We start from the raw sequence: 23,650 nt of genomic DNA on the forward strand, positions 1-23,650 counted from the left end.
GGCGCTCACCTTGCAGGTGCCGGTAGCCGGGGCTCAAGCTCTGCCAATGGCATCGGGCGATAGTAGTGGTAGCCTTGAAAATACCGGCATCCTTGCTGGCAAAGTAAGTCAACTTGTTGCTGTGTTTCAACCCCTTCGGCGACCACTTCCAACTGTAAGCCTTGCGCCAGTGACAAAATCGATTGGGTGATGGCGGGTTCGGATAATCCAGTGCCATCTTTTCCACTGACGAAACTGCGATCGATTTTAATGCGGTCCAACGGCAAGTCGCGCAGATAGCGCATCGACGAATAACCGGTACCAAAATCATCGATGGCAATGCGAATGCCGGCATCTTTCAAGTGCTGCATCATTTGACTGTACACCGAGCCGCTGTCGATAAAGACCTCTTCGGTCAGCTCGATCTCCAGAGTGCCATCGACGAGCCCATGCTGTTTAACGCAGTCAATCAGATGGTCGGCAAAGCCGTTAAATTTCAGTTGGCGCGGTGAGACGTTGATGGACAGGGGCAGATGAATACCCGCTTTCTGCCACCTACCGAGCAAGGCGCAGGCGGTTTCGATGACCCATTGGCCGATGGGAACGATCAGCCCACTGCGCACGGCAACGGGAATAAATTCATCCGGAGCGATCAGTTGGCCGTCTGGTCGATGCCAGCGAATTAACGCTTCCAGGCCGGCAATCTGTTGGGTTTGAATATCAATTTGAGGCTGAAAATACAGCTCAAACTCATTGTCTACCAGAGACTCGCGTAGCGCTTTTTCCAGTTCCAGGCCGCGCATCAGCCGTTGCTGAAGATTCTCAGTGAAAAAGTGATAGCGACCCGGGCCGAGTGCTTTGGATTCATACAGAGCCATGTCGGCTTTTTGCATCAGCTCGATCGGCAACTCGCCATTTTCCGGATACAGCGCCACCCCAATGCTGACCGATACATCTAAAGTGGTGTTGCTGATGGGGGCGGGGCGACACACTTCGGCGCAAATTTTTTCAACAATTTGCGTTAGGTCATCCGGTGAATTGATGCCATCCAGTAACACCGTGAATTCATCGCCACCGATGCGCGCAACAAAATCACTTTTGCGTACGGATCGTTTAAGGCGGTCGCCCACCAGTGTTAACAGTAAGTCGCCAATGTGATGCCCCAGGCTGTCGTTTACGTCCTTAAAGCGATCGAGGTCCATAAACAAAACGGCTAGCTGAGCGTTGCTGCGTGATGCCCGAGCGATGGCCAGCTCCATGTGTTCCTCAAACAGCACGCGATTGCCCAAACCAGTTAGGTGATCACGTCGTACCAACTCAGCGATTTCTCGCTCAGACGATTTTCGTTCAATGGCATGGCGAATGGTGCGATCAAGAAACGGGGTGCTTAAATCGTCTTTAGGAATAAAATCGGCCGCGCCTTCTTTCATCAACATGTCATCAAGCTCGGCGGAGTTTGTACCCGTCATCACCACGATGGGTTTGGTGCATCGAATTTCCCGCGCCTGACGCAAAATATCTAAGCCCGAATATTCGCCGAGAAAATAGTCGAGCAAAATAATATCGTAGTCGTCATCGATCAGCGCTTGAGTGGCTTGGGCTAAGTTGGTCAGGTGTCGAATATCATAGTGGGCTCGCTCACTGGCACGCAGCGCTGTTTTAATCAGCAGAAAATCCTGATTATCGTCTTCAACAATGATCGCGCGTATGCGTTTCGTTTGTGCTCCGCTCATGCCTGACTCCTGTCACCAAACCAGTACTGATAAACAGAGCTGAGTATGGTGTCTAAGGCTTTTGGGTCGTCGGGTTTGCTGATGTAGGAATTGGCGTTCAATTCATAGCAACGTCGAATATCGTCGGGTGCATCAGAGGTCGAAAAAACCAGAATTGGGAGATCGACCCAGTTGGGGTTTTCTTTTAATCGCTGTAAACATTTACGCCCATCCAGCCGCGGCATGTTCAAGTCTAAAAACACAATCAGTGGCGGTATCTCAGTCGGCAAAACACCTTCCGTGATGGTCTCGTTCAAATACTCAAAAAGCGCATCTCCGTCGTACAGGCTGATCACTTCCAGAGGAACCTCTGCACGGCGAATGGCTGTTTTGACGAGCAGAATGTCCTCAGGATCATCATCAACCATGAGCAGCTTGTGTTTAGTCTCTGTCATCATCAACAACCTCAGGTGGTGCTTCGATGTTTTGTTGCCGCACTGGCAGGTCAATGATGAAGGTTGTGCCTTCATTTTGTCGGCCATTGGCCATAATAATGCCGTTGTGGCGGTCGACGATTTTGCGGCAAATCGCTAAGCCCATACCGGTTCCGGGGTGTTCAGAGCGACCATGAAGCCGTTTGAAAACCTCAAATACCTGTTCGTTGTAACGTGGATCGAAACCAATGCCGTTGTCGCTGATGACCAGTCGATAACGCGATTCGGGTAACGACTCACCTTGAATTAAAATGTGCGGTGGCCGCTCCGGATGACGATATTTCAGCGAATTACTGACCAGGTTTTGCAGCAGTTGTCGAAGTTGACTGCTGTCGGCGTCGATGCGTGGAAGATCGCCAGTGTCGATACTCGCACCGGTTTCTTCGATGGACAGCTGTAGGTCGGCTTTAACCTGATCGACGACCTGGGCAACGTCTGTTTCAGTAAAGTGCCGACCTTGGGATGTGATTCGACTGTAGGACAAAAGGCTTTCGAGCAATTCACGCATGCGCTCGGCGGCACTGACAATGTAGTTGGTAAATTCCTGGCCTTCTTTGGTGAATTTTCCGTAGTCATTGCTTAACAATAGACGTGAAAAAGAGATGATCTTTCGCAGTGGTTCTCGTAAATCATGAGAGGCAATGAAGGCGAATTCTTCCAGTTCTTTATTAGAGCGCTCTAAAGCCTCATTGTGCAGTTGAATGCGTTGCTCATAACTGCGTCGTTCGCTGATGTCGACAATGGATGCAATGATCTCTCCACCATCGCTGCCACTGACGGGGTTAAGGCCGATTTCAAGCGGTACCATGGAACCATCCAGGCAAAGACCGAATAAATCTTTGCGATCGCCCATCATGCGTTTTGAAGGTGATTCTGTGTAACTGACACGACGATCACGGTGATCCAAACGATCCTGTCGGGGTACCAGATCTTCCACAAAATGCCCAACCAGATCGGTGTACCGAAAGATGCTATTGGCGGTGGCGTTTGCCTGTAGGATATGGCCACTGGGAGACACGACGATCATGCCATTGGGTGCAGATTCAAAAATACTTTCCAGTCGTTGTCGAATTCGATGAGCGGCGAGCACTTCCATTTCCAGCGCTTCTTTTGCGTTTTCGAGCTCCCGGGTTCGTTCACTGACGGTCCGCTCCAGGGACTCATTGATGCTGACAACTTCTTGTTCGGCACGCCGGCGTAATTGCATTTCTTCATTGAGTGCCTGATTGCGCTCAGACAAAACGTGAGGACTGGGGATTTGCCGTAATTTCGGCAAGAGTGGCCACAGTAGAATAGCGGTCAATACGGAAATAAGTGCGGTGATTAACTTCACAAACCCTTCGAAATAATAGTTGCCGTTCCAGATATTCCATATCGCTATAAAGTGCGTCGTTCCGCAGGCAACGATGAAGAGCGCAAATAATTTAAAAACCCAGCCGTACTCGATGTTTGGACGCTGACGCCACAGTACCAACAACGCCAGTGGAATGGAGTAATAAGCTAAGGCGATTAATAAATCGGAGCCAGCGTGTAGCAATAGCAAGTCAGGACGCCATAGAAAACACATGCCATGTGGCATGAATGCTATGTCCTGGAAATACGTTGAGAGACTGGACATCTTTACTCCTTTGACGCCTAAAAAAGACGCGACCTGCCGGGCTATCTGTGGCAGTTCCTTGTGGCTTCCGGATGCTATTCGCGGTGCAGAAGCTAAGGCACTGCAACCCTACAGTGCCTTTCGCAGTCTAGTCAGTGTCTGGACGCTTTTCCAAAGTCGGCTTAAATTCCTTTCGTACGGCGATCAAAACCGGACGACCGGCTGCGTGCATTGTTATATGATCACGCGCGGTGAGGATGAACTGGAATTAGGTAGAGGATAATGTCGAAAAACCGAATTTTTGTGTTGGTTTATGCGCTGACGCATCTAGCAATGGCGTTTGCCCTAGAGCGGTCACTGCATTCCGGCGATGTGCAGTTGTATTACCGTTTTGCCTTGGATACCTGGCAGTCGATAACGAATTTTTCTGCCTTTAGCGGTGGCTTTGCTATTGAATACCCGCCGCTGACTGCCTTTTTTGTAACCTTGCCATTGGCGGTGGCAAAGGTATTTGGTAGTCAGGTTGAATTTTCAGTCTGGCATCTTTTTTTTAAATCATTTTATTGGTTGATCGATCTGAGTGTCATGCTGGTGCTGTTAAAGTACCTGGCGCAAAACCCGCTTAAGAAAACCGATCGTTGGTTATGTTTTGCTTCGCTGTATTTGGTGTCATTAGTGTTGACACCCGTCTATTTTGATCGCCTGGATGTGTTGCTCGGTGCGCTGATTTTTGTAGCCCTGGTGTCCACATCATCCGCATCAAAAAACGGCGTCTGGCCCTGGTTCTGGTTATCCGTCGGGGTGTGTTTTAAGTTAATACCGGTACTGCTTGGGCCTTTATTTTTAATCTACTTTATTGCCCAGCGTCAGGTACAAAGTAACGACCTGACATTGGGTCGTACCGTTGTTGCTGAAACCGTCCGAGCCGGTGCTTTCTGTGTCGCTGTTTGCGTTGCGTTGGTGTTGCCATTTTTGTTGTTGTGGGGCGCTGATCTTTTTGCGTTTTTAGGCTACCACAGCGAACGCGGATTGCAGGTTGAATCGGCTTACAGCAACTTGATTCTGTTATTGCATCACTTGGCTGGGTTGCCGGCGACTGTTAGCTTCAACTACGGTTCGTTCAATATTAATGCGCCTTTGGACGAAGCTTTGCTGAAGTTAAGTTCGGTATTGCTACTGACCGTGCTGTTCGGTTGTTATGGCTATGCGGGTCTGGCGTTCTATCGTGCGGGTCAGGCAGGCAAGCTCGATGACCGGCGTAATGCCATTGAACTGCTGGCGGCGCTGGTCTGTCTGTTATTGCTTGGCGCCATTCTGACCGCCAAGGTATTTTCACCCCAGTATATGCTGTGGTTGTTTCCCTGTTATGTGTTGGTGGGCAATCGTGGTCGGGCGGCAACGCTGTTCCAGGTCATGCTGCCGTTGGCTTGCGCATTGACCACGCTGATTTATCCGTTGACGTACGGGAGTGATTTTGTCAAAGACAGTTTGGCCTGGCGCCAGAATGGCCAAACCTTCTGGCCGGCTCCCACCGTGTTGGCGACGGTATTACTGACCTTAAGAAATCTGGTGTTGGTGATTGCCGTGGTTGCTTTGTTAGGCGTTGTCCGGCGCCATGCATGGCAAGCTGAGCGTCCTTCTTAAACGCAAAAAAAAGCCCCGGTACTGTGCCGGGGCTTTTTGGTTTTGGTTGGTTTATTAACCGTGATCTTCCGCTGATTTTGGCAGGAAGCGTCGTGCGAAGTGACCAAACTGTTCGATGTAGGTAACCACAACCGGCACCACCACCAGGGTCAGAATCGTCGAGCTGATCAGGCCGCCAATCACGGCGTGGGCCATCGGTGCATTCTGACCCGCGCCTTCGTGAATGTTCAGCGCCAGTGGCAACATACCGAAGATCATCGCCAGGGTGGTCATGATGATCGGACGAAAACGGGTCATGCCCGCTTCGACCAGTGCATCGTATAAATTCAAGCCGTCTTTGCGACCCTGGTTGGCGTTATCCACCAGCAAGATGGCGTTCTTGACCACCAGGCCCATCAGCATAATAAAGCCGATGATGGAGTAGATGTTCAAGGTACTGCCGCCCACCAACAGACCCAGCATCACACCGATCAGCGATAACGGCAGTGACGCCATAATGGCCACCGGCTGCAGGAAACTGCCGAACTGAGACGCCAATACCAGGTAGATAAAGACGATTGCCAACAGTAAGGCCTGACCGGCAGAGGCGGCTGTTTCGGCCAACTGCTCAGCATCGCCGCCCATGGAAATGCGATAGCCGCTGGGCAAGGTCATATCGTTAATGGCTTGCTGAATGAGCGGCGTGACATCACCCAGCGGCACACCCGCCAGATTGGCACTGAGCGTGACTCGCCGCGACAGATCCATCCGGCTGATTTCCGACGGGCCGGTCGATTCCACAATGTCAGCGACCTGGTCCAAACGCACCACAGATGAACTGCCCGTAGCGCCGCTTTGGCTGATCGGTAAACGCGCCAGGCTGTTGACATCGCTGCGGAATTCTTCGGGCAAACGCACCACCATGGTGTGGTTTTCACCATTGGGTGCGGTCCAGTCAGTGACTTCTTCACCGCCGACCAATGGCCGTAAGGTGGCACCGATTTGCTGCAGGCTGACGCCCAAGTCACTGGCCGCTTCGCGGTCGATGCGAATGCCGATGATCGGCTGGGCAGCGTTCAGGCTCGACTCAATATCGGTAATGCCTTCGATGCTGGCCATGCGTGATGCCAACTCGTCGGACAGCCGTTCCAGGGTGGTGAAACTTTCACCATACAGATTGACCTGAACCGGTGCGGTGACACCGCCACCAAAACCGCCGGCTGCACCCACACGGACGGTGATACCGGCAACCTGTTGCAGAGCCTCGCGCACCGGAATGGTCATTTGTTGCGGTGTGCGATCGCGTTCACCCGGGGCCGTCATCGACACCAGAATGGTGGCGCTGGTTTCACCCTGAGCACCGGCACCGGCGTTGATGGTGGTGTAGGTATCGGTGATCTCCGGGAACTGACGCAGAACGGCATTCACCTGACGCACCTTAGCGGTGGTGTAATCAAGATTGGAGCCATCCGGTGTTTCCAGGTCGACCTGGAATTCGCTGTTATCCACTGACGGTGAGAATTCAAAACCGACGTGAGGCGCCAGGAAAAAGCTGCCAATAAACGCGAAGAAAGCAATCACCAGAGTGATAACGCGATGACGCAAACTCCATTGCAGAACCGTGCGGTAGTGTTGGCGCAGTTTGTCGAACCAACCATCGAATTTTTCCACACCGCGACCGATAAAACCGCGCTTGGCGTTAGTGTCAGTTGAAGGATCGTACCAGACGCTCGACAGCATGGGGTCGAGGGTAAAGGCGACAAACATGGAGATGGCAACCGCGACCGATACGGTAACGCCAAACTGCAGGAAGAAGCGGCCGAGAATGCCATCCATAAAGGCAACCGGCAGAAACACAGCGATGATCGACAGCGTGGTTGCCAAGACCGCCAGACCGATTTCGTTGGTGCCATCGAGCGCGGCCTGTTTGTGGTCTTTATTCATGTGCAGATGGCGCATGATGTTTTCGCGCACCACGATGGCGTCGTCAATTAACAGCCCGACCGCCAGCGACAACGCCAGCAACGTCATCATGTTCAGCGTAAAGCCGAGGAAGTGGAGCGCGGTCATGGTACCGATGATGGAAATCGGCAAGGTCAGACCGGTGATGACGGTGGAGCGCCAGGAATTCAAAAACAGGAAGACGATCACCACCGCCAGTACGGCGCCTTCGATCAGCATGTTGCGCACGGTGTGGAAGGATTGTTCGACCGGTTCGGCGTTGTCACGCACCACTTCAATGTGGACGCCATCGCGCGCCAGTTCCTGCTCCAGTTTGTCGATTTCCTCGCGCACCGCTTCGGCCACGGCCACGGTGTTGGCGCCTTGGGTTTTAACGATGTCGATGGCCAGAGCCTGTTCGTCGTCGAGCAGTGCCAGACTGGTCAGTTCAGAAACACCGGGCACAATGGTGGCGACGTCACCAAGATACACCGGCTGGCCACCCTGACGACCGATGATCAGGTTGAGGAATTGATCCAGCGATTGAATGCGGCCCTCCACCTGAATGGACGTGACTTCGCGGCCTTGGCGAATCGAGCCCGCAGGCAGGTTCATATTCTCCTGATTCAGTGCTGAGACCACCTGGCCAATGCCAACGTTAAAAGACGCCAGCTTGTCCGGGTCGACCAACACATTCAGCTGGCTGGCCTGGCCGCCGACGACGGTGGTATTGCCCACCCCCTGAATGATCGATAACCGTTGGGTGATGGTGTCTTCGGTCAGACTGGTCAGTTCACCGGTGGTCAGTTCGGAAGAGCTGACCGACAGTGACATGATCGGAAATTGCGCCGGATCGAAACGCCAGATGAGCGGATCATCGGCGCCGTCCGGATAGGATGCGGTGACGGTCGACATCCGGTCGCGCACGTCCTGAGCGGCACGGTCGGAGTTCACCTCCAGATCGAACAGAATCACCACCAGCGCCTGGCCCTGACGAGCCGTTGATTCGATGCTGTCGATGCCGTTGATGGCGTTCACCGAATCTTCGATGGGTTTGATGATGTCGTTTTCGACGGCCTCGGGCGAGGCACCCGGATAGGACGTTACGACGGCCACCACCGGCACGTCGATGTCGGGCATCTGCTCAATGGGCAGGCGTTGGTAAGAATAAAAACCAAACACCATGATGGCGACCATAATCATGGTCGCAAAAACCGGTTGGTTGACGCTGATTCGTGTCAGAAACATCAGTTCGACTCCATCAGGCGGACCTTATCTCCGGCCTTTAATTCGGGCAGCGGCGCGGCAACGTATTGTGTGCCCGCGGTCAGTCCGGCGTTGATTGCAACGCGCTCACCGCCGTTCCATGGTTCACCGGCTTCGACGGCTGTGCGTTGCAATTCGTCGTTGTTAAGCGTCAGGACAAAGGTGCCTTCAGCGTCCTCACGCAATGCATCAACTGGGATCGACAAGGCGTCGTCGCGCTGGGCGATGATGATTTCAACACTGGCGAACATGCCGCCACGCAACCGCTCTTCCGGGTTGGGGACGCGCACATAAACCGCTGCCGTCCGAGTACCGCTTTGCGCCACCGGATTGACCCGATCAACGGTACCGTTAAAGCGTTCACGGTTGATGCCGTCGATTTGAATCAAGGCGGTTTGGCCCGGCTCGATGCGGTCAACCGCCCGCAGCGGAACATTGGCTTCCAGCTCCATGGACGACAAATCGACCAAGGTCATTAACGGCGTTCCGGTAGAGACGTACTGACCGGCTTCCACCGAGCGACTGGCAATGCGGCCGGCAACCGGTGCTGTCACCGTGGCATTGGCCAACGCCCGCTCGGCGGTTTGCACGGCCAATTGCTGTGCTTCCAAATTGGCTTCTAAGGCGGTGACCTGAGCGCGCTGTGACTCGATGGATGATTGCGGTGTCAGACCACGCTCACCCAAAGAGCGGTCGCGTTCCAGCTGATTGCGAGCGACCGCCAGGTTCGCTGCGGTGGACCGAACGTTAGCGCGTTGCTGATCCAGGGTTGAGGCCAGATCATCGGTTTCCATGCGCAGCAACACATCGCCGGCTTCAACCGCATCACCGGCACGGACCAGCACCTCAGCGATCGGCGCGTTCACTCGGGCGGCCAGTTGGGTGGTGGCCAGCGGGCTCAGCGTACCGTTGACGCGCACACTTTGGCGGACCGGGCCGCGTTCGGCCGTGGCCACCTCGGTGGCGTTCAATTGCATGATGGAGACGGTATCCGCGTCTTCTTCACTGGCGCCGGTGTCATCACCACCGCCGAGCACGACCATCAGCAGCAGCGCCACAATGACGACCGCAGCGACGATCCAGGGCCAGCGGCGGCGTGGTTGGGGAAAGCCTTGCCGCCGTTGATCGGCCTTGCGTTTTTCACGGCGGCTCATTGCCCAATCGGGCTTGTCGTCGAGGTGTTGGTTGGACATGACGAATGACCTTAATTCAGTGTTTGTTTGCTGACGACCGTAATCGTCAGTCCATTTCCGGCAGCTGATCGAAAATCTGCCGTGCAGTTTCTGCGGAGACCCGGTAACACTGGGCCAAGCCATGGATGCGTTGTTTCACCTTGGAGGGGCCGTCGTCCGGCAGCAGCGACACCATGTTTTCAATCTGCTCCGCACGGACCAGAAAACGTTCGGTCATGGTGAGGCTCATTTGGCGATACAGGTCGGGCACCAAGGCGTAGCTGTCTTGTCGGTGAGAACTTTTGATGTGTTCAATGACACCGATACTGGCCAACCGGCGCGCATTAGTACTGGCACTGGCTTTGCTGATTTCCAGGCGCTCGGCAAAGTCGTTCAGCGTCAGCGCGCGACCTTCCACCAGCAACAGACCGAACATGCGGCCGCCAATGCGAGGTTCGCCGTCGGCCTGGCTGATCAGGCCCATCAGTTCAACGAAATCATCGTAGGTGTTTGTCATAGGGGTTCCTCAAGACTGGCAAAGGTAGGCGCGCGCTATCGTTCAGTCAAGACTGAACGATGAAGCCATAAGTCATGACTTTGCAGGAGCGCGTGAGATGAGCGCAGGCTTTCGAGCTCAACTGGGCGAAGTTGGTGGTTGTGATATCCATGGTGGGAGTGATGGTGCAGATCTGAGTATTGCTACCGGCGAGGTGTGAAAGCAATGCATGGATGATTATCGGAAGATTTCTGGTTGATGGTTTTATACGACGGGATAGAAATTTCCACCAACATAAATTGCCATGTTTTAAGGTTGTTGCTCATCAATAATGTTTACTGAAAGCGGATAACGCGTGAAGGTTGATTCGGAAATGACTGGTCGTGTGATGATACTCTTGCGTGGGTAATTGATTTCAGTACGGCCATTTAACTTTTAACGATAGGCCAGGGAGGCTTACGGTTTGTACGATTTTAGAAAAGGATGCATTAGTGCTTCTGCCATCGCACGCGCGTTAATTTCAGCAGTGATTATGCTGATGTGCGTGGAGGTTAAAGGAGAATTACCCAAACCTGAACAAGAATCGCTCGATCAGCAGCGTCGCTTCGAAGAATGGCAGCGACAACAGAACGAACGCTTTCAGCCTGACCCGGATGTCTTTTTTGATACCCCAGAGTTCCCGTCATTGGATGACGATCAGTTGCTAGACGGAACCTGTTTTCCTATTGCGAAAATTCAGTTGGTATCGGCTGAGAACAAACAATTTCGTTGGCTGGAAAAACATCTCAATAGCCGCTTGGAAACAGACGGATGTCTGGATGCCAAAGACATCAATCGTCTGATGGCTGAGACTCAGAACGATGTGATCAGCGCCGGCTATGTCACGACCCGTCTGGTTGCTGAAGCGCAGGATCTGAATTCGGGGTTGCTGACTTTTACGCTATTACCCGGATATGTTGAGGATATACGCTTTGCTGATGGCGCGCCGCGCCGGGCGACAGTCTGGAATGCACTGCCAATTCGCTCAGGTGATGTGCTGAATTTACGTCACCTGGAGCAAGGTCTGGAGAACCTCAAAAGGGTTCCTTCGGTTGCAGTGAATATTGATATTGAACCGGGGGAACAACCTGGCTACAGCGATTTAGTCATTCAGTGGCAACAGCAAAAACCGCTACGCGTGACCGAAACCCTGGATAACAGTGGCAGCGAAAATACCGGACGCTATCAAAGCAGCGTGACCCTGAGTTATGACCCTTATTGGGCGTTCAATGATCTTTCCTATGTGACCTATGTGCAGTCCATTGTCTTCGCCGTAGGGCAGTTGGGATCGCAAAGCTTCAGCGCTCATTACTCCGTGCCTTATCGCTATTGGCTGCTGAGTTTGAATGGTGGTTACAGCGAAAATTTTCAGACCATAAAGGGCGAGACTGGATCCTACAAATACGCCGGGACCAGTTCGAATCAGAGCGTTAAACTTGAGCGAATCATGTTCCGCAGTGGCCACCAAAAAGTGACCGCTTCTTTCAGCGTTAAAGCTAGCCAATCGGAATCTTTTATCAATGATGTAGAGATAGATGTACAGCATCGGCGGCGCCGAAAAATGGAGTTGGCATTACAGCATCATTGGTTTCTGAGCAAAGCAACCCTGGACGCCAGTTTGATTTATAAAAGAGGCATTACGGCCTTGGGTGCCTCCGAAGATCCGGAAGTGAAAGCCGGATATGGCGTGAAAAATCCGCAGTGGCTGATGCTCGATATAAACTACAGCCAGCCATTTAAGTTCGTGAAGCACAACTGGGTATTAGGCAGTCGTCTTCAGGTACAAGGCAACCTAACCCCATTGATTCCGCTCGATCAAATGCTACTGGGCAGCGACTACAGCGTACGAGGCTTTGACCAGGGCATCAGTGGCGAGTCTGCTGCCTATCTGCATAACGACCTGGTTTTTGTCGTACCAAAGATTTCCCAGCAAATCACCCTGGGTTTCGACGCTGGGACGGTATTTGATCATGGAGCCGTTCTGGCAGGAGCGAGTCTTGGTTTTAAAGGGCAGGTGCTTGGTGTGACTTATGAAGCCAGCATCAGCCGCCCCTTGCTGAGCCCGGCGGGTTTAGAACCAGAATCTTCAATCTATGCTTTCCAGCTATCGAAGGCATTCTGAGTAACCTTGTTGGTCCGGTTGTGAAAATAAGTTGTTACTGGACCCGAATTCAGATCGGTATATTGCGATAAATCTATTATTGATCTGGCATTGTGACGTGCATCTCAAAATTAGATTTCGTACTTGTCAATAAATTGACGGTCGTCTGACAAAGAGCTTATCAAAGGGGGGCTGAATATTGACACTGCCAACCAGGAAGGAGGCAGTGTTCCAGCTCTGAATGGGTGCAACCAAGGGACTGCAGCGATGAACAAGCAATGCTATCGCGTTATTTTCAATGCCGCGCGCGGCCAACTAATGGTGGTGGGTGAGGTAGCCGGGTCGGGTGATTGCGCCAAGGGTACCGCAACCGCAATGCGACCATCCGTCCCATTCCACTTATTCGGGCTGCTAACCCGAGCCCTGGGTAAAGGCCTGATTTTGTTGATTGGCTGTGCCACCCTGGCACAGGCCGAGACCCAGATTATCTCTGATCCCAGCGCCAACCAGGCACAGCAGGCTATTGTGACCGAAACCGCCAGCGGCATGGTCCAGGTTGATATCGCCAAGCCAAGCGCTGGCGGTGTATCGCATAACGTATACAGCCAGTTCGATGTGGGCGCCGACGGCGCCATTCTCAATAACAGCCAGCAAGCGGTACAGACGCAACTGGCTGGCTGGGTAAGTGGCAATGCCAATCTGAGCCAGGGCAGTGCTCAGGTAATTCTCAACGAGGTTAATAGCAACGACCCTTCTCTGTTAGAGGGTTATATTGAGATTGCGGGCCAGCGCGCCGAACTGGTGGTCGCCAATCCGTCCGGCATTCAGGTTGATGGTGCTGGCTTTATCAACGCTTCCAGCGCCACTCTCACCACCGGACTGCCCATGCTGCAAGACGGGCAACTAAGCCATTACCGGGTTACCGATGGCGGCATTGCTATTAACGGCGCGGGTCTGGATGGCCAGCAGACGGATTACACCCAGTTGATCGCCCGTGCCGTCGAGGTCAATGCAGGTATCTGGGCGCAGGATCTATCGGTGGTGACGGGTGTTAATGAAGTAGACGCTGCCAACCTGAATGTCACGGCACTGGAACTCAACGACACCGGCGTTGCACGTCAAGAAGGTGCCGCTATTGATGTCGCAGCGCTGGGTGGCATGTATGCCGGAATGATCCGACTGGTTGGAACCGAAGCTGGCCTGGGCATTCACAATCAGGGCATTTTGGCCGCCAGCAGCGGCGACGTAGTGATCACCGAAGACGGCCAGTTGCTGAATGCCGGTGTTATTCAAGCCGAGCAAGGGGAGGTCAATGTCACGGCTGAGACGCTGACCAACGGCGGTGAAGTAACAGCTGAATCCGCTCTTGTCGCCCGCACCCATACCTTGGACAACACCAACGGCACCCTTCAGACCAACCGCTTTGATATCGAGACAGAAACCCTGGTGAATACCGACGGAACCCTACAGCAATTGGGCAACCGCAAGCTGGAATTGGCTTTGGCCGAAGTGGACAACACCGCAGGCTGGATTGGCCAGTTGGAGCAAGAAAGTGAGCAAGACGATGATCTCGACGTTCCTGATGATATAGATACGCCAACCTCAGGTGATGGTTCGGGGGAAACACCGGATGAAGACGAGGCAGAGGGTGGCGAAGTAGAGCAACCACTAGCGGGCCGTATTGAAGTAAACGGTCAGACCGATAACCAGAACGGAACCATTTCCAGCTCGGGACTTATGAGTTTTTCCGCCCAGGCGTTGGGCAATAGCGAGGGTGAAGTTCAGGTAGATGTCTTGACGTTGTCAGGCACCCAATTAAATAACCAAAATGGCAAGATCCAAGCCCGTCAGGCTGATCTGACATTGGAAGATTGGAATAACCAGATTGGTCAATTTGAAGCGGATAATCTGAATGCTCAGGTTGCAAGTCTTAACAACGACACTGGTCAAATCCAGGGAAATGAATTGACCGCCTATCTGGATACTCTAAGTAACGACGACGGTGATATCCGAGCTGATGCCAATTTGCTACTTGATGTGGATGGTTATTTTACTAATAAAGGTCGACTGGAAGCGGCAGAGAATTTGAAACTCAACGCGACCAATTTGAACAATGCAGCAGTAGGTAAAATCAACGCCGGATATACCTTTATTAACGTGGATAACACATTCAACAATCGCGGCCTAGTGGATGGTGGTGGTACCTATATAAGTACAAATTCTCTGACCAATATTGGAACAGGACGGATTTATGGCAACCTTGTTTCCATAGATGCCTATCGCTTGGGGAATTATGCGGAGTCGACGAATGGATCAAATAATAAAGCCGTGATAGCGGCCCGAGAGCGCTTAGATATTGGTGCTAGTTATATATATAACACAGGTGGATCTACCCTGATGAGCATGGGTGATTTGAATATCGGTGGCGACTTAGACGATAACCATAGAGCCGTGGGCGTAGCGAGCTATATCCGTAATGGCAGTTCTACGATAGAAAGTTATACGGACATGTACATCAGTGCTGATCGAATTCTTAACTATGATGCAGTACGTACTTGACTACGAAACTTATTTGGCCGACGTAGAGCACGTTTATGAGAAAATAAATAGCCACGACTATCTTGATTATTATATTTATGGATATGACGCAAAAATAACCAAAAAATCTCCAGGCAGGATTATCAGTGGCGGAGATATGGTTATTGACAGTCGGGATGCTTTGAATATGGATAGCCATATCATCGCGGGTGACACTATTTATATCAAAGGTAAAGCCGTTGATAACAAGACCACGGAAGTAGTGGTTACGGATAAGCATACTGGTACCTATCGTTGGCGTGAAGAAGATGAAGACTGCTACTGGTGGTCGTTCGGTTTGATTTGCGATACTGAATACAAATACCATTATGAAAATTACTACAAAGAATTTAATAAAACTAAAAAACTCGCGACAACAAGATACGAGGACAATGTATCTGTCGGGTTTGGCTCTGGCATACAAAATAGGACTGCTTATGAAGGCGATACAAATAAACCACAGGCTTTAGCTGAGTTAACCAGCAGTGGTTTATTCAAAACGATGCCTGATAGCTCCAGTGGCTATCTAATTCAGACTGATCCTGACTTTTCAAATTATAAAGATTGGATGAGTTCTGAATACATGCTGGAAATACTGGGCATTGGTGATGATGAAGAAGCGCCAATATTATTAGGCGATGGATTCTATGAGCAGCAACTGATCAAAGATCAAATTATATCCCAGACTGGTCAGCGTTATCTAAATGGCTATACGGATGATGACGCTCAGTACCAGGGTTTAATGGCAGCGGCTATCGATTTTGCTCAAGGCAAAGATCTGAAAATAGGAATAGCCTTAACTGACGAACAAATGAACTCTCTAACAAGCGACATTGTATGGCTGGTTGAACGAAAAGTGACCATGCCTGACGGTCAAATTGTGACGGTACTGGTTCCTAAGGTCTATACCGCAGAAAGATCAGATAACGACGCAGTGAGTGGTGCAGTGTTGGCTGGCCGCAATATCAACATCGATGTCGATGGTGACTTCACTAACACCGGTACCGTCCAGGCCACAGAAACCGCCAAAGTCGATGCCGAAAACATCAACCACGAAGGCGGTGCTATAGCCGGTGAGCAGGTTCAACTCTCGGCTGATGAAGACATCAATGTCATTGGTGCTAGTGTTAGGGCTGACGATCTGTTGGCACTTGATGCGGGCAATGATGTCAACCTAGTTACCTCAACCAACCAACAAGGGGATTGGAACAATCGAAACTGGTACTCAGGTGAAGGCGCCGGCCCGGTGCAAGAATCCACCAAACAGATCGACCAATTCGCCAGCCTGACCGTTACCGGGGAAGGTGGTCAATTGGTGACCAGTGCAGGTAACGACATCAATCTAACCGCAGCACAAATCGAAAGTGCTGGCAGTGCTCAGTTCAATGCCAAGAACGATATCAACCTGAATACCGTTACTGAATCTTCATATAAAAAAGTTGGTTCGGACCATAACTATGTGGAAACAGAAGCAAGCCGTGAGGTAGGTACCCAAATACTAGGCGACGGCAATGTAGTTATGGTCGCTGGGAATGATATCAATGCTCGCGCCGCCGAAGTGCATGCCCAAGAAAATCTGGCGCTGCAAGCGGGTGGTGACATTGCCATAACAGCAGGGGAAAGCACCTATTCACGAGAACAGGAAATCAGGATAAAGAAAAAGGGGCTCTTCAGTTCCAGTACCTACAAGGAGAAAAACAGCTACTCCAGTACCGAGTTGCAAAGTTCTAATCTTTCCGGGGGAAACGTTTCCATAGTATCGGGTAACGATATACTGGTAGCGGCATCTTCGATCAGCAGCCAATCCGATACCCTGTTACAAGCGGAAGGCGATATTGATGTAATCGCCGGCCATAATACTGAGGAAGCCAGTCGGGACGTTTACAGCCGTTCAAAAGGTCTTAGCTTTTCCTTCGACTCGTCGTCCTTTGGTATCTCGTGGACGGATGAAAAATCATCCAATGGCAATGATCTGAACGCTAAAACCTCAGTTGGCAGCACGATAGATGCTGGCGCAGGTAATCTTATTATCAATAGCGGTGGCAAAGTCTCGCAGATAGGTTCCGATTTACTTGCGGGCGCGAAGCAAGACGGTACCGCTGGAAACATATTAATAGCTGCACAGGAGGTTGATGTTCAAGCCAGCTATGACACCTTCGAAAGCACCAGCTACAGCGACAGCAAAACCTATACTGTTGGTTTAACTGTCGATGTATCTACTGGCCTGCAAACGGCCTACGAAACAGGGCAAAAAATTAAAGGTACGAATGCCAATTTTGGCGCGGCTTTGGATAATGGACAGAGTATTTCTGCCACTCTGGCGGGGCTCACACTGGCCGATCAGGCACTAACGGCAGCAGGGAGTGCAAAGGGTGCAATTGGTAATGCCATAGATGATCCACTTTCAACCATAACACCAACAGCTAGTGTGGGTTTGAGCGTAGGTTACAGTGCCAGCGAGTCCAGCAGCAATACAAGTGGCAGTACCGCCAGGGCTAGCAGTATTAAAGCCGACGGCCAAATCAGCATAGTGGCCAGCGGTGCGGGCGAAAATTCCAATGTCAGCCTGATCGGTGCAAAACTCGATGCCAGCAGTATTGGCATAGCGGCCGACAACGATATTCTGCTGCAGGCGGCAGAGAATACCTATCAGGAACATTTGGAATCTTCGAGTGTAAGTGGATCAGTCGGTGTCAATGTTTCAGCTGCGGGCTATGGTGGAAATGCATCGGCGAATAGCTCGGAATATGAACTGGAGCGCAACCGCACTTCCTATATGCAGACCAGTTTGAACGCTGACAACATTACCTTGAACAGTGGCAATGATTTGACCTTGATTGGCGCCGACGTCAACGCTGATCGCATCGCCGCACAGGTAGGTGGAGACTTACATATAGAAAGCGTCCAGGCATCATCCACATACAGCGAACGCAGCCAGAGTTATGGTGCCAGCGTTAGTGCTGGAGGTGGAGCACCTGGCGGTGCAAACCTCAATGCCAATACCAGTCGTCTAGAAGCCACTTATACCAGCGTTGAAGAACAAAGTGGTCTCTTTGCCGGTGATGGCGGCTTTAACGTGAATGTTAAAGGCAGCACCAACCTGGTCGGTGCTGCCATCAGCAGTTCCCCCGAAGCGGAACAGAATGGCAGCAACAGCCTAGTAACGGCAACCCTCACCACCGAAGACCTACACAACGAATCTAGCTACAGCGTCAGCAGTAACAGCGTCGGCATAGGAACCGATATGCTTTCACAAGGTGCCTACAGCATGATGACAGGTATTGGCGGTAACGTGGCTGGGCACGGTTCCGCTAGTGACTCAGATGTAGGCACGACCAGCAGCGCCATCTCGGAAGGAAGCGTCACCCTGACGGATGCTTCAGCTCAACAAGAACTGACTGGGGAATCTCCAGAAGATTACTTGGCGGCTTTGAATCGGGATGCCGACAGCAGTCACAACTCAGTAAAGTCGTTTGAGGACACGGCGAAATCCGAACTCAAGCAGGTCGAGGAAGAAGTTGAAGTGCGTACCACTGCCTTTAACAATTTCGACTTAGAGCTTGCTAGCGATATGTACGCCTCCGGTGTATCGAAGAAAAAGGTATTGAATCAAAAGTGCGAGGCTAAGGGGCGGAACTGCACCAATTCAGGCCCGGTCATTATAGAAGATATAGAAGCAGGGGAGGATGGTGTCATCTATGTCTTCAACCATGGCATCAACCAGACTGAAGAGGAGGCGCTACAAACTGCCGCTCAGCAGAGTTCAGATGAAGCCAATGCTGATGGTGTCTATGTTGTAATCAATCGAAAGACCGACAGCTTTGTGTCGGAAGTGTTGTATGCGGGTTACGACAAAATGAACGAGCTAATTGGAGCCCCCATGCCACTGACCAATGCCGGCAATGCGAACGTGGACATCGCCAATGTGGCAAGTGGACAGGGCGCTGAAATCAGAAGCGTCAACCACAGCCGCGGTGGCATGACTCAAGCCAATGCGACACAGAAACAACTTAATAATGGTGAGGCTGATATCCCGTTATCGAGTGTTGTGTTCAATGGGTCGGCAGCCAACTCACAAGGGATGGCCAATCGCTTAGACGAAGCTACAAGCGGAGAGGGTGAGATGTATCAGTCGACACATAGAAGTGATTTTGTGGGTCGGGTCTTAGGTTGGAATGACGCTACAGGTGATAAGATCTTATGGGCCCCAAGGGATTGGTTTGGTGATGCGCATAATAATTATGGGCCTAATGCGCTTGAGCAAAATCAACAGGATATATGGGGCGGACTTGGAGTGAATATACCTGTTCTAGTGGTACCGGACTCAAATAAATAAAAAGATGGATAATGTCATATTGGTGTTGGCGACGGTAGTGACTATCCAAGGCTGTGGATTGCAGTATTTTGGAAGAGTCCCTCCCCCCGAAGGAAGTCAGTGGAGCAAGGACGGCTTTCAACTCCAGGAGGCCCAAGATTTTATGTTTGAGTTTTGTTGGGCCAGTGGGACTGAAGGAATTCGTACAGATCAAGACATGATTAATACACACGAGTGCATGTTAGCGCACGACTTTCACTTTCTTGAGGATCCATATGATGTTGTTGAGCTTGGCTACGCACCATTTAATAAAAGTATATGTACTAAGAACCCCGATAGATTTATGTATAGTACTCCAGGATGCAAATCATATCGTGAAAAACACCCGGATAGTTTGAATTGGTTGCGCCGACTACTCGATTAGTAACGATTTAATCTGATCTGTGATTTTAAAATTTATGGTTTGAGTTTCATGTGTTTTATATTTCAAGGAGGTTATAGTTAATTTCAATTTAAAAATTCGATTTATGGAGATAATTGATGCATTGTTTCCAGCCCTTAAATAAGGATTTTTAGGTTGCTGGTAAGAGACTTTGTTTAAAGGTAAAGACTTCAAAAAAGGAGAGTTGAAGTATGAAAGTATACGTCCCGCATTTGTTTGCCCTTCTAATAATACTCTTGTCTGGCTGCAATGATTAATCTGGCGGTGGTGAAAACGATGGCGGCGGTTCTGTGCCAAAAACCGATGTTAATGTAGCTGCCAATGCAACGGTTACAACGTCTTTTAATCCAGATGATGCAAATAATCTTGTAGATGAAGACACTGCCACTTCTTTAGTGAGTGCGCCAGGTACTCCGATTATTGTTGATTTAGGGCAAGTTGAAACTATTAAGAGCTTCACTCTTAGTCGGGTTTCATCTTCGGCAAATTTCGGTACTTTAAGTGCTACGACACCTGAAATCTTGGTGGAACTTTCTAGTGATGGAATTGCATACGAAGCCTCGAACATTTCAGTTATTGTTGGTGATGTTGATTGCATTAACTCAACAAGAGGCCAGACAACGATGAAGTGCGAAATGGCGAATGGGTATGATGTAAGTCATATTCGAATTACTACACGAAATGGTAAGAGTTATCAGTTTACTGAGTTGGAAGCTATTGCTGAAAAGTGAGTTTTGGTGTTTGCCACGTCTGACGCAGTTTTAGATGTGGCAATTTTGATAGTCGGCCCGTGAGATTACCTTATAGCGGTTTATTGTCATCTTGAGATTATATGGTTACAAGTGAGTCGGTCATAATGCTAGGCCAGTTGAGACCTGAATTAAATAATATAGGGGTATATTATGAAAGTCATCATCATGAATATTTTTATGTTACTTCTGCTTTCGGGATGCGCAACTGTTGGCGGTATGGATCGCCGGGAAGCGGATATTAAAGAAATCCGCTCCATGTATGAGACGATATATATTTTTGAAGTGCCAAACACTGATACGGTTATCAGTGATACTTTGTTGGTTGCTACCATTAAGCTGGCTTCGTCAAAGCCTTCTGACGACTTACTAGTTTATATGCAATCGATTTCTGCAAGTGACCCTATCGTCGTATACAGTGACTCAGATGCGGTTGCTGCTGCCACATTGGAGCGCGCAATGAAAGATGGTATTGGAACCATCGATGGCAAATTGGTGTACTTTCTTGGGGCTGAAAAGTATTGGGAGAGTTTGACCGACGTTGCTAAAGAAGCCGGTGTTAATCTTCGATTCTCCAACAGTACGCTTTGAGCAGTCGTATGGCAGCACATAAGAAGGGTTAAGGTCGTAACCTCAGTTGGAAAGAGTGATTCAAAAGATGCAGCTGCGACGTTAGTAAGGGAACTGCCGAGAGAGCGGATCTTTTGACTATATCCGCTGTAGCACTACATCCACTATCCAGGCCGCAGCAGCCACCCATACAATCAGAATCAAAGCTGCCCCTGCTTTACTGGCGGAGGGGGGCTTTAGTTCCTTAGCCCGTTCCATACACTCCCGCCGCACTTGCGCTGGTATCATTCGATCGACCAGCCACAATCCAATCGGTACTAACAGCAGGTCATCGAGCAGGCCGAAGACGGGGATAAAATCGGGAATCAAATCGATCGGTGACAGGGCGTAGGCCACGACCAGTATGCCCAATGCCCGGGCGTACCAGGGCGTTCTTGGGTCACGCACGGCCAGATATAAAACCACCAGCCGGGTTTTCATGGCGGTGGCGAACTGTTTCAGTTTTTCGAACATGGCTATAGCGCTCGTTGTTTAGTCGTCACCGCGGCTCAATTGCACGCGCCGTTTTAAGCTGAATAAATCCTTGCGGCGATCTTTCAGGTTGGTGACTGAGCCTTCATTGCGCACGATTTTCAAGCGTGAAAAATCCACATCCGAGAAGAAAATCATCTCGGTATTGGGCGTGGTTTCGTTTAACACCGCATCGTGTGGAAAGGCAAAATCAGACGGGCTGAATACCGCCGACTGGGCGTATTGAATATCGAGGTTTTCAATCGATGGCAGGTTGCCGACGCTGCCGCAAATCACCACATAACATTCGTTTTCAATGGCGCGTGCCTGAGCGCAATGACGCACGCGCAGGTAACCGTTTTTGGTGTCGGTCCAGAACGGCACGAACAGAATGTCCATGTCATCATCTGCGAGCAGACGTGACAGCTCGGGGAATTCGACGTCGTAACAAATCAGCATGCCGATGCGACCGGCATCGGTCTGGAAGACGGCCAGTTCGTCGCCACCTTCGATCACCCAGTCGCGTTTTTCCTGCGGCGTAATATGCAGCTTGGCCTGGCGCTCGGTGGTGCCATCGCGACGGAATAAATAGGCGACATTATAAACCCGCTGATCGTCGCCTTCTTCGATCATCGAGCCGCCAATAATATTGATGTTGTAACTCACTGCCATACGCGACATTTCGCTTTTGAAGGCCTCGGTGTGTGTGCCTAAATAACGAATGGCAGCGACCTGATCGGATTGATCGGTCAGGCCCATTAAGGGTGCGTTAAAGAGCTCCGGGAAGACGGCGAAATCACTTTGATAATCGGATAGTGCATCGACGAAATATTCGACCTGTTGCAACACATCCTCGACCGATTCGAACACCCGCATCTGCCATTGCACCGCACCGACGCGCGCCTGCGTCCGAGTGTTTTCAATCACTCTGTCGGCGGGTTCATAAAGGATATTGTTCCATTCCAGCAAGGTGGCGTAGCCGTGTGATTTTTCATCTTCCGGCAGGTATTTGCGCATCAGACGTTTCACCTGAAAATCATTGGCTAACTGGAACGATAAAATGGGGTCGTGGATTTCTTTGCGGGCAACCTGATCGATGTATTCGGTCGGTTTCAGTTCGTCGGAATGTTCGTGGTAATTGGGAATGCGACCGCCGGCCAGAATGGCGCGCAGGTTCATCGAGCGACACAGTTCTTTGCGGGTGTCGTATAACCGCCGGCCCAGACGATGGCCGCGATAATCCGGGTCGATCAGCACGTCCAAACCGTAGAGTGCATCGCCTTCAGGGTTGTTCAGAATGATCTCGCGGTGACCGATCAGGTCGTCGTATTTGTGCGGGTTGGAAAAGGTGTCGTAATCCACCAGCAGGCTGAGTGCCACACCCACCAGTACACCATCGTCATCGATGACGATCTGGCCATCGGGGAAATCGGCGACCAGGGTGTCGATGGTTTCTTTGTACCAAGAACCACCGATGTCATCATAAACGCGGTCCATCAACCGTTTCAGCTGAGGGTAGTCCTCACTGGTCAGGTTGCGCAGGTTCAGGTGAGCGTCGTCCTGTTGCAGCATCAATCGGCTCCGCGGCGTTAAACTGGAAAGTGGAAGGCCGCCATTGTAGCAATGAAAGCGGGTGGACAGCGATGTTCAGTGCGCGAACAGCAACCACAGCAGCGCCATTAACTGAGCGGCCAATAGAAGGCTGGCGAGTCGATTGGCCCGCAGGGCGTAGCCTTTGTAGAGCGCATGCCACAACACGCCGAACAGTGCGATCAGCATAACCGGCACAATCCAGAACAGCGCAAATAGCAATATGATGGCTGGTGGCGGGCCCTGGTCGTAGTTCGCCAGGAGCAGTGGACTGAAGATCAGCGCAAACACCCAGAACGGCACGGTGACTATGAGCATCAGGTGCGCCAGCAGCGGCAATAGCCAGGGGCGAGAGGTTGGCGGCATAACGGGTACCCAGCAACGGTCATTGCGGCAGATTAGCCAGCCTTGCTCGGGGCAGCAATAGCGCTGTTCGCCGTCCGGTGTGGCCGCTACACTGCGGACCATCGCCCCCCA

Annotated in this window: 15 protein-coding genes; 6 read left to right on the forward strand and 9 right to left on the reverse strand. The window is 51.1% G+C overall.

What is annotated here, in order from left to right; all coding sequences use genetic code 11:
• Positions 1–5: 5 nt before the first annotated feature.
• Genes BGP77_RS06505 through BGP77_RS06515 form a run of 3 tightly spaced genes read right to left on the reverse strand, consistent with a single transcriptional unit; the run spans position 6 to position 3,803 of the window.
• Complete coding sequence (locus BGP77_RS06505; protein WP_108163903.1) at positions 6–1,712, reverse strand: bifunctional diguanylate cyclase/phosphodiesterase; 1,707 nt, start codon at positions 1,710–1,712, stop codon at positions 6–8.
• Positions 1,709–2,149 carry a response regulator gene (locus BGP77_RS06510; protein ID WP_158269292.1) on the reverse strand — a complete coding sequence of 147 codons (441 nt, stop codon included), beginning with the start codon at positions 2,147–2,149 and terminating at the stop codon, positions 1,709–1,711. Before BGP77_RS06510 ends, BGP77_RS06505 begins: the two co-directional genes overlap by 4 nt.
• The gene (locus tag BGP77_RS06515) at positions 2,133–3,803 is read right to left on the reverse strand and encodes an ATP-binding protein (protein ID WP_108163905.1); all 1,671 of its coding nucleotides are present in this window, start codon (positions 3,801–3,803) and stop codon (positions 2,133–2,135) included. The genes BGP77_RS06510 and BGP77_RS06515 overlap by 17 nt, the downstream gene beginning before the upstream one ends.
• A 261-nt stretch (positions 3,804–4,064) precedes the next feature.
• Here BGP77_RS06515 and BGP77_RS06520 point away from each other — a divergent pair, with 261 nt between their 5' ends.
• Complete coding sequence (locus BGP77_RS06520) at positions 4,065–5,426, forward strand: hypothetical protein (RefSeq protein ID WP_108163906.1); 1,362 nt, start codon at positions 4,065–4,067, stop codon at positions 5,424–5,426.
• Positions 5,427–5,480: 54 nt separating this feature from the next.
• Here the strand turns inward: BGP77_RS06520 and BGP77_RS06525 are convergent, their stop codons facing one another.
• From BGP77_RS06525 to BGP77_RS06535, 3 genes are read right to left on the reverse strand one after another with little or no spacing between them, the layout of a single operon-like run.
• Entirely contained in the window at positions 5,481–8,594 is a 3,114-nt protein-coding gene (locus BGP77_RS06525) for an efflux RND transporter permease subunit (protein WP_108163907.1), read from the reverse strand.
• A complete protein-coding gene (locus tag BGP77_RS06530) occupies positions 8,594–9,805 on the reverse strand; it encodes an efflux RND transporter periplasmic adaptor subunit (RefSeq protein ID WP_158269293.1) in 1,212 nt (403 codons plus the stop codon). The genes BGP77_RS06525 and BGP77_RS06530 overlap by 1 nt, the downstream gene beginning before the upstream one ends.
• A gap of 46 nt (positions 9,806–9,851) precedes the next feature.
• On the reverse strand, positions 9,852–10,301 hold the full coding sequence (locus tag BGP77_RS06535; RefSeq protein ID WP_108163909.1) for a GbsR/MarR family transcriptional regulator: 450 nt from the start codon (positions 10,299–10,301) through the stop codon (positions 9,852–9,854).
• Between the two features lie 442 nt (positions 10,302–10,743).
• Between BGP77_RS06535 and BGP77_RS06540 the strand changes: the two genes are divergently transcribed.
• The 5 genes from BGP77_RS06540 (at position 10,744) to BGP77_RS06560 (ending at position 21,094) form a co-directional block, all read left to right on the forward strand.
• Positions 10,744–12,441 (forward strand): ShlB/FhaC/HecB family hemolysin secretion/activation protein, encoded by a 1,698-nt coding sequence (locus BGP77_RS06540; protein ID WP_146171205.1) that lies wholly within the window; start codon positions 10,744–10,746, stop codon positions 12,439–12,441.
• 246 nt (positions 12,442–12,687) lie between these two features.
• The gene (locus tag BGP77_RS06545) at positions 12,688–14,979 is read left to right on the forward strand and encodes a filamentous hemagglutinin N-terminal domain-containing protein (RefSeq protein WP_108163911.1); all 2,292 of its coding nucleotides are present in this window, start codon (positions 12,688–12,690) and stop codon (positions 14,977–14,979) included.
• A complete protein-coding gene (locus BGP77_RS06550) occupies positions 14,939–19,333 on the forward strand; it encodes a hemagglutinin repeat-containing protein (protein WP_146171206.1) in 4,395 nt (1,464 codons plus the stop codon). The genes BGP77_RS06545 and BGP77_RS06550 overlap by 41 nt, the downstream gene beginning before the upstream one ends.
• A 711-nt stretch (positions 19,334–20,044) precedes the next feature.
• Positions 20,045–20,485, forward strand: coding sequence for a hypothetical protein (locus BGP77_RS17925; RefSeq protein WP_146171207.1), 441 nt, complete (start codon positions 20,045–20,047; stop codon positions 20,483–20,485).
• Positions 20,486–20,656: 171 nt separating this feature from the next.
• Positions 20,657–21,094, forward strand: a complete 438-nt coding sequence (locus BGP77_RS06560) for a hypothetical protein (RefSeq protein WP_108163914.1) — start codon at positions 20,657–20,659, stop codon at positions 21,092–21,094.
• Positions 21,095–21,211: 117 nt separating this feature from the next.
• Here BGP77_RS06560 and BGP77_RS06565 read toward each other — a convergent pair whose 3' ends face one another.
• The 3 genes from BGP77_RS06565 to BGP77_RS06575 form a co-directional block, all read right to left on the reverse strand.
• Positions 21,212–21,586, reverse strand: coding sequence for a YkvA family protein (locus BGP77_RS06565; protein WP_108163915.1), 375 nt, complete (start codon positions 21,584–21,586; stop codon positions 21,212–21,214).
• An 18-nt stretch (positions 21,587–21,604) separates the two neighbouring features.
• A complete protein-coding gene (locus tag BGP77_RS06570; RefSeq protein WP_370446829.1) occupies positions 21,605–23,155 on the reverse strand; it encodes a GNAT family N-acetyltransferase in 1,551 nt (516 codons plus the stop codon).
• Positions 23,156–23,230: 75 nt separating this feature from the next.
• Positions 23,231–23,641, reverse strand: coding sequence for a hypothetical protein (locus tag BGP77_RS06575; protein WP_108163916.1), 411 nt, complete (start codon positions 23,639–23,641; stop codon positions 23,231–23,233).
• Between the last annotated feature and the right edge of the window lie 9 nt (positions 23,642–23,650).

It is taken from the genome of Saccharospirillum sp. MSK14-1, from assembly GCF_003054965.1.
GTDB lineage: Bacteria > Pseudomonadota > Gammaproteobacteria > Pseudomonadales > Natronospirillaceae > Saccharospirillum.

What these genes read in the sequence shown, in the direction of transcription:
- BGP77_RS06530 (WP_158269293.1), bottom strand. Translation starts at nt 9,805, where the DNA reads ATGTCCAACCAACACCTCGACGACAAGCCCGATTGGGCAATGAGCCGC.
- BGP77_RS06525 (WP_108163907.1), bottom strand. Translation starts at nt 8,594, where the DNA reads ATGTTTCTGACACGAATCAGCGTCAACCAACCGGTTTTTGCGACCATG.
- BGP77_RS06570 (WP_370446829.1), bottom strand. Translation starts at nt 23,155, where the DNA reads ATGCTGCAACAGGACGACGCTCACCTGAACCTGCGCAACCTGACCAGT.
- BGP77_RS06575 (WP_108163916.1), bottom strand. Translation starts at nt 23,641, where the DNA reads ATGGTCCGCAGTGTAGCGGCCACACCGGACGGCGAACAGCGCTATTGC.
- BGP77_RS06510 (WP_158269292.1), bottom strand. Translation starts at nt 2,149, where the DNA reads ATGATGACAGAGACTAAACACAAGCTGCTCATGGTTGATGATGATCCT.
- BGP77_RS06520 (WP_108163906.1), top strand. Translation starts at nt 4,065, where the DNA reads ATGTCGAAAAACCGAATTTTTGTGTTGGTTTATGCGCTGACGCATCTA.
- BGP77_RS06565 (WP_108163915.1), bottom strand. Translation starts at nt 21,586, where the DNA reads ATGTTCGAAAAACTGAAACAGTTCGCCACCGCCATGAAAACCCGGCTG.
- BGP77_RS06545 (WP_108163911.1), top strand. Translation starts at nt 12,688, where the DNA reads ATGAACAAGCAATGCTATCGCGTTATTTTCAATGCCGCGCGCGGCCAA.
- BGP77_RS06505 (WP_108163903.1), bottom strand. Translation starts at nt 1,712, where the DNA reads ATGAGCGGAGCACAAACGAAACGCATACGCGCGATCATTGTTGAAGAC.
- BGP77_RS06515 (WP_108163905.1), bottom strand. Translation starts at nt 3,803, where the DNA reads ATGTCCAGTCTCTCAACGTATTTCCAGGACATAGCATTCATGCCACAT.
- BGP77_RS06535 (WP_108163909.1), bottom strand. Translation starts at nt 10,301, where the DNA reads ATGACAAACACCTACGATGATTTCGTTGAACTGATGGGCCTGATCAGC.
- BGP77_RS06560 (WP_108163914.1), top strand. Translation starts at nt 20,657, where the DNA reads ATGAAAGTCATCATCATGAATATTTTTATGTTACTTCTGCTTTCGGGA.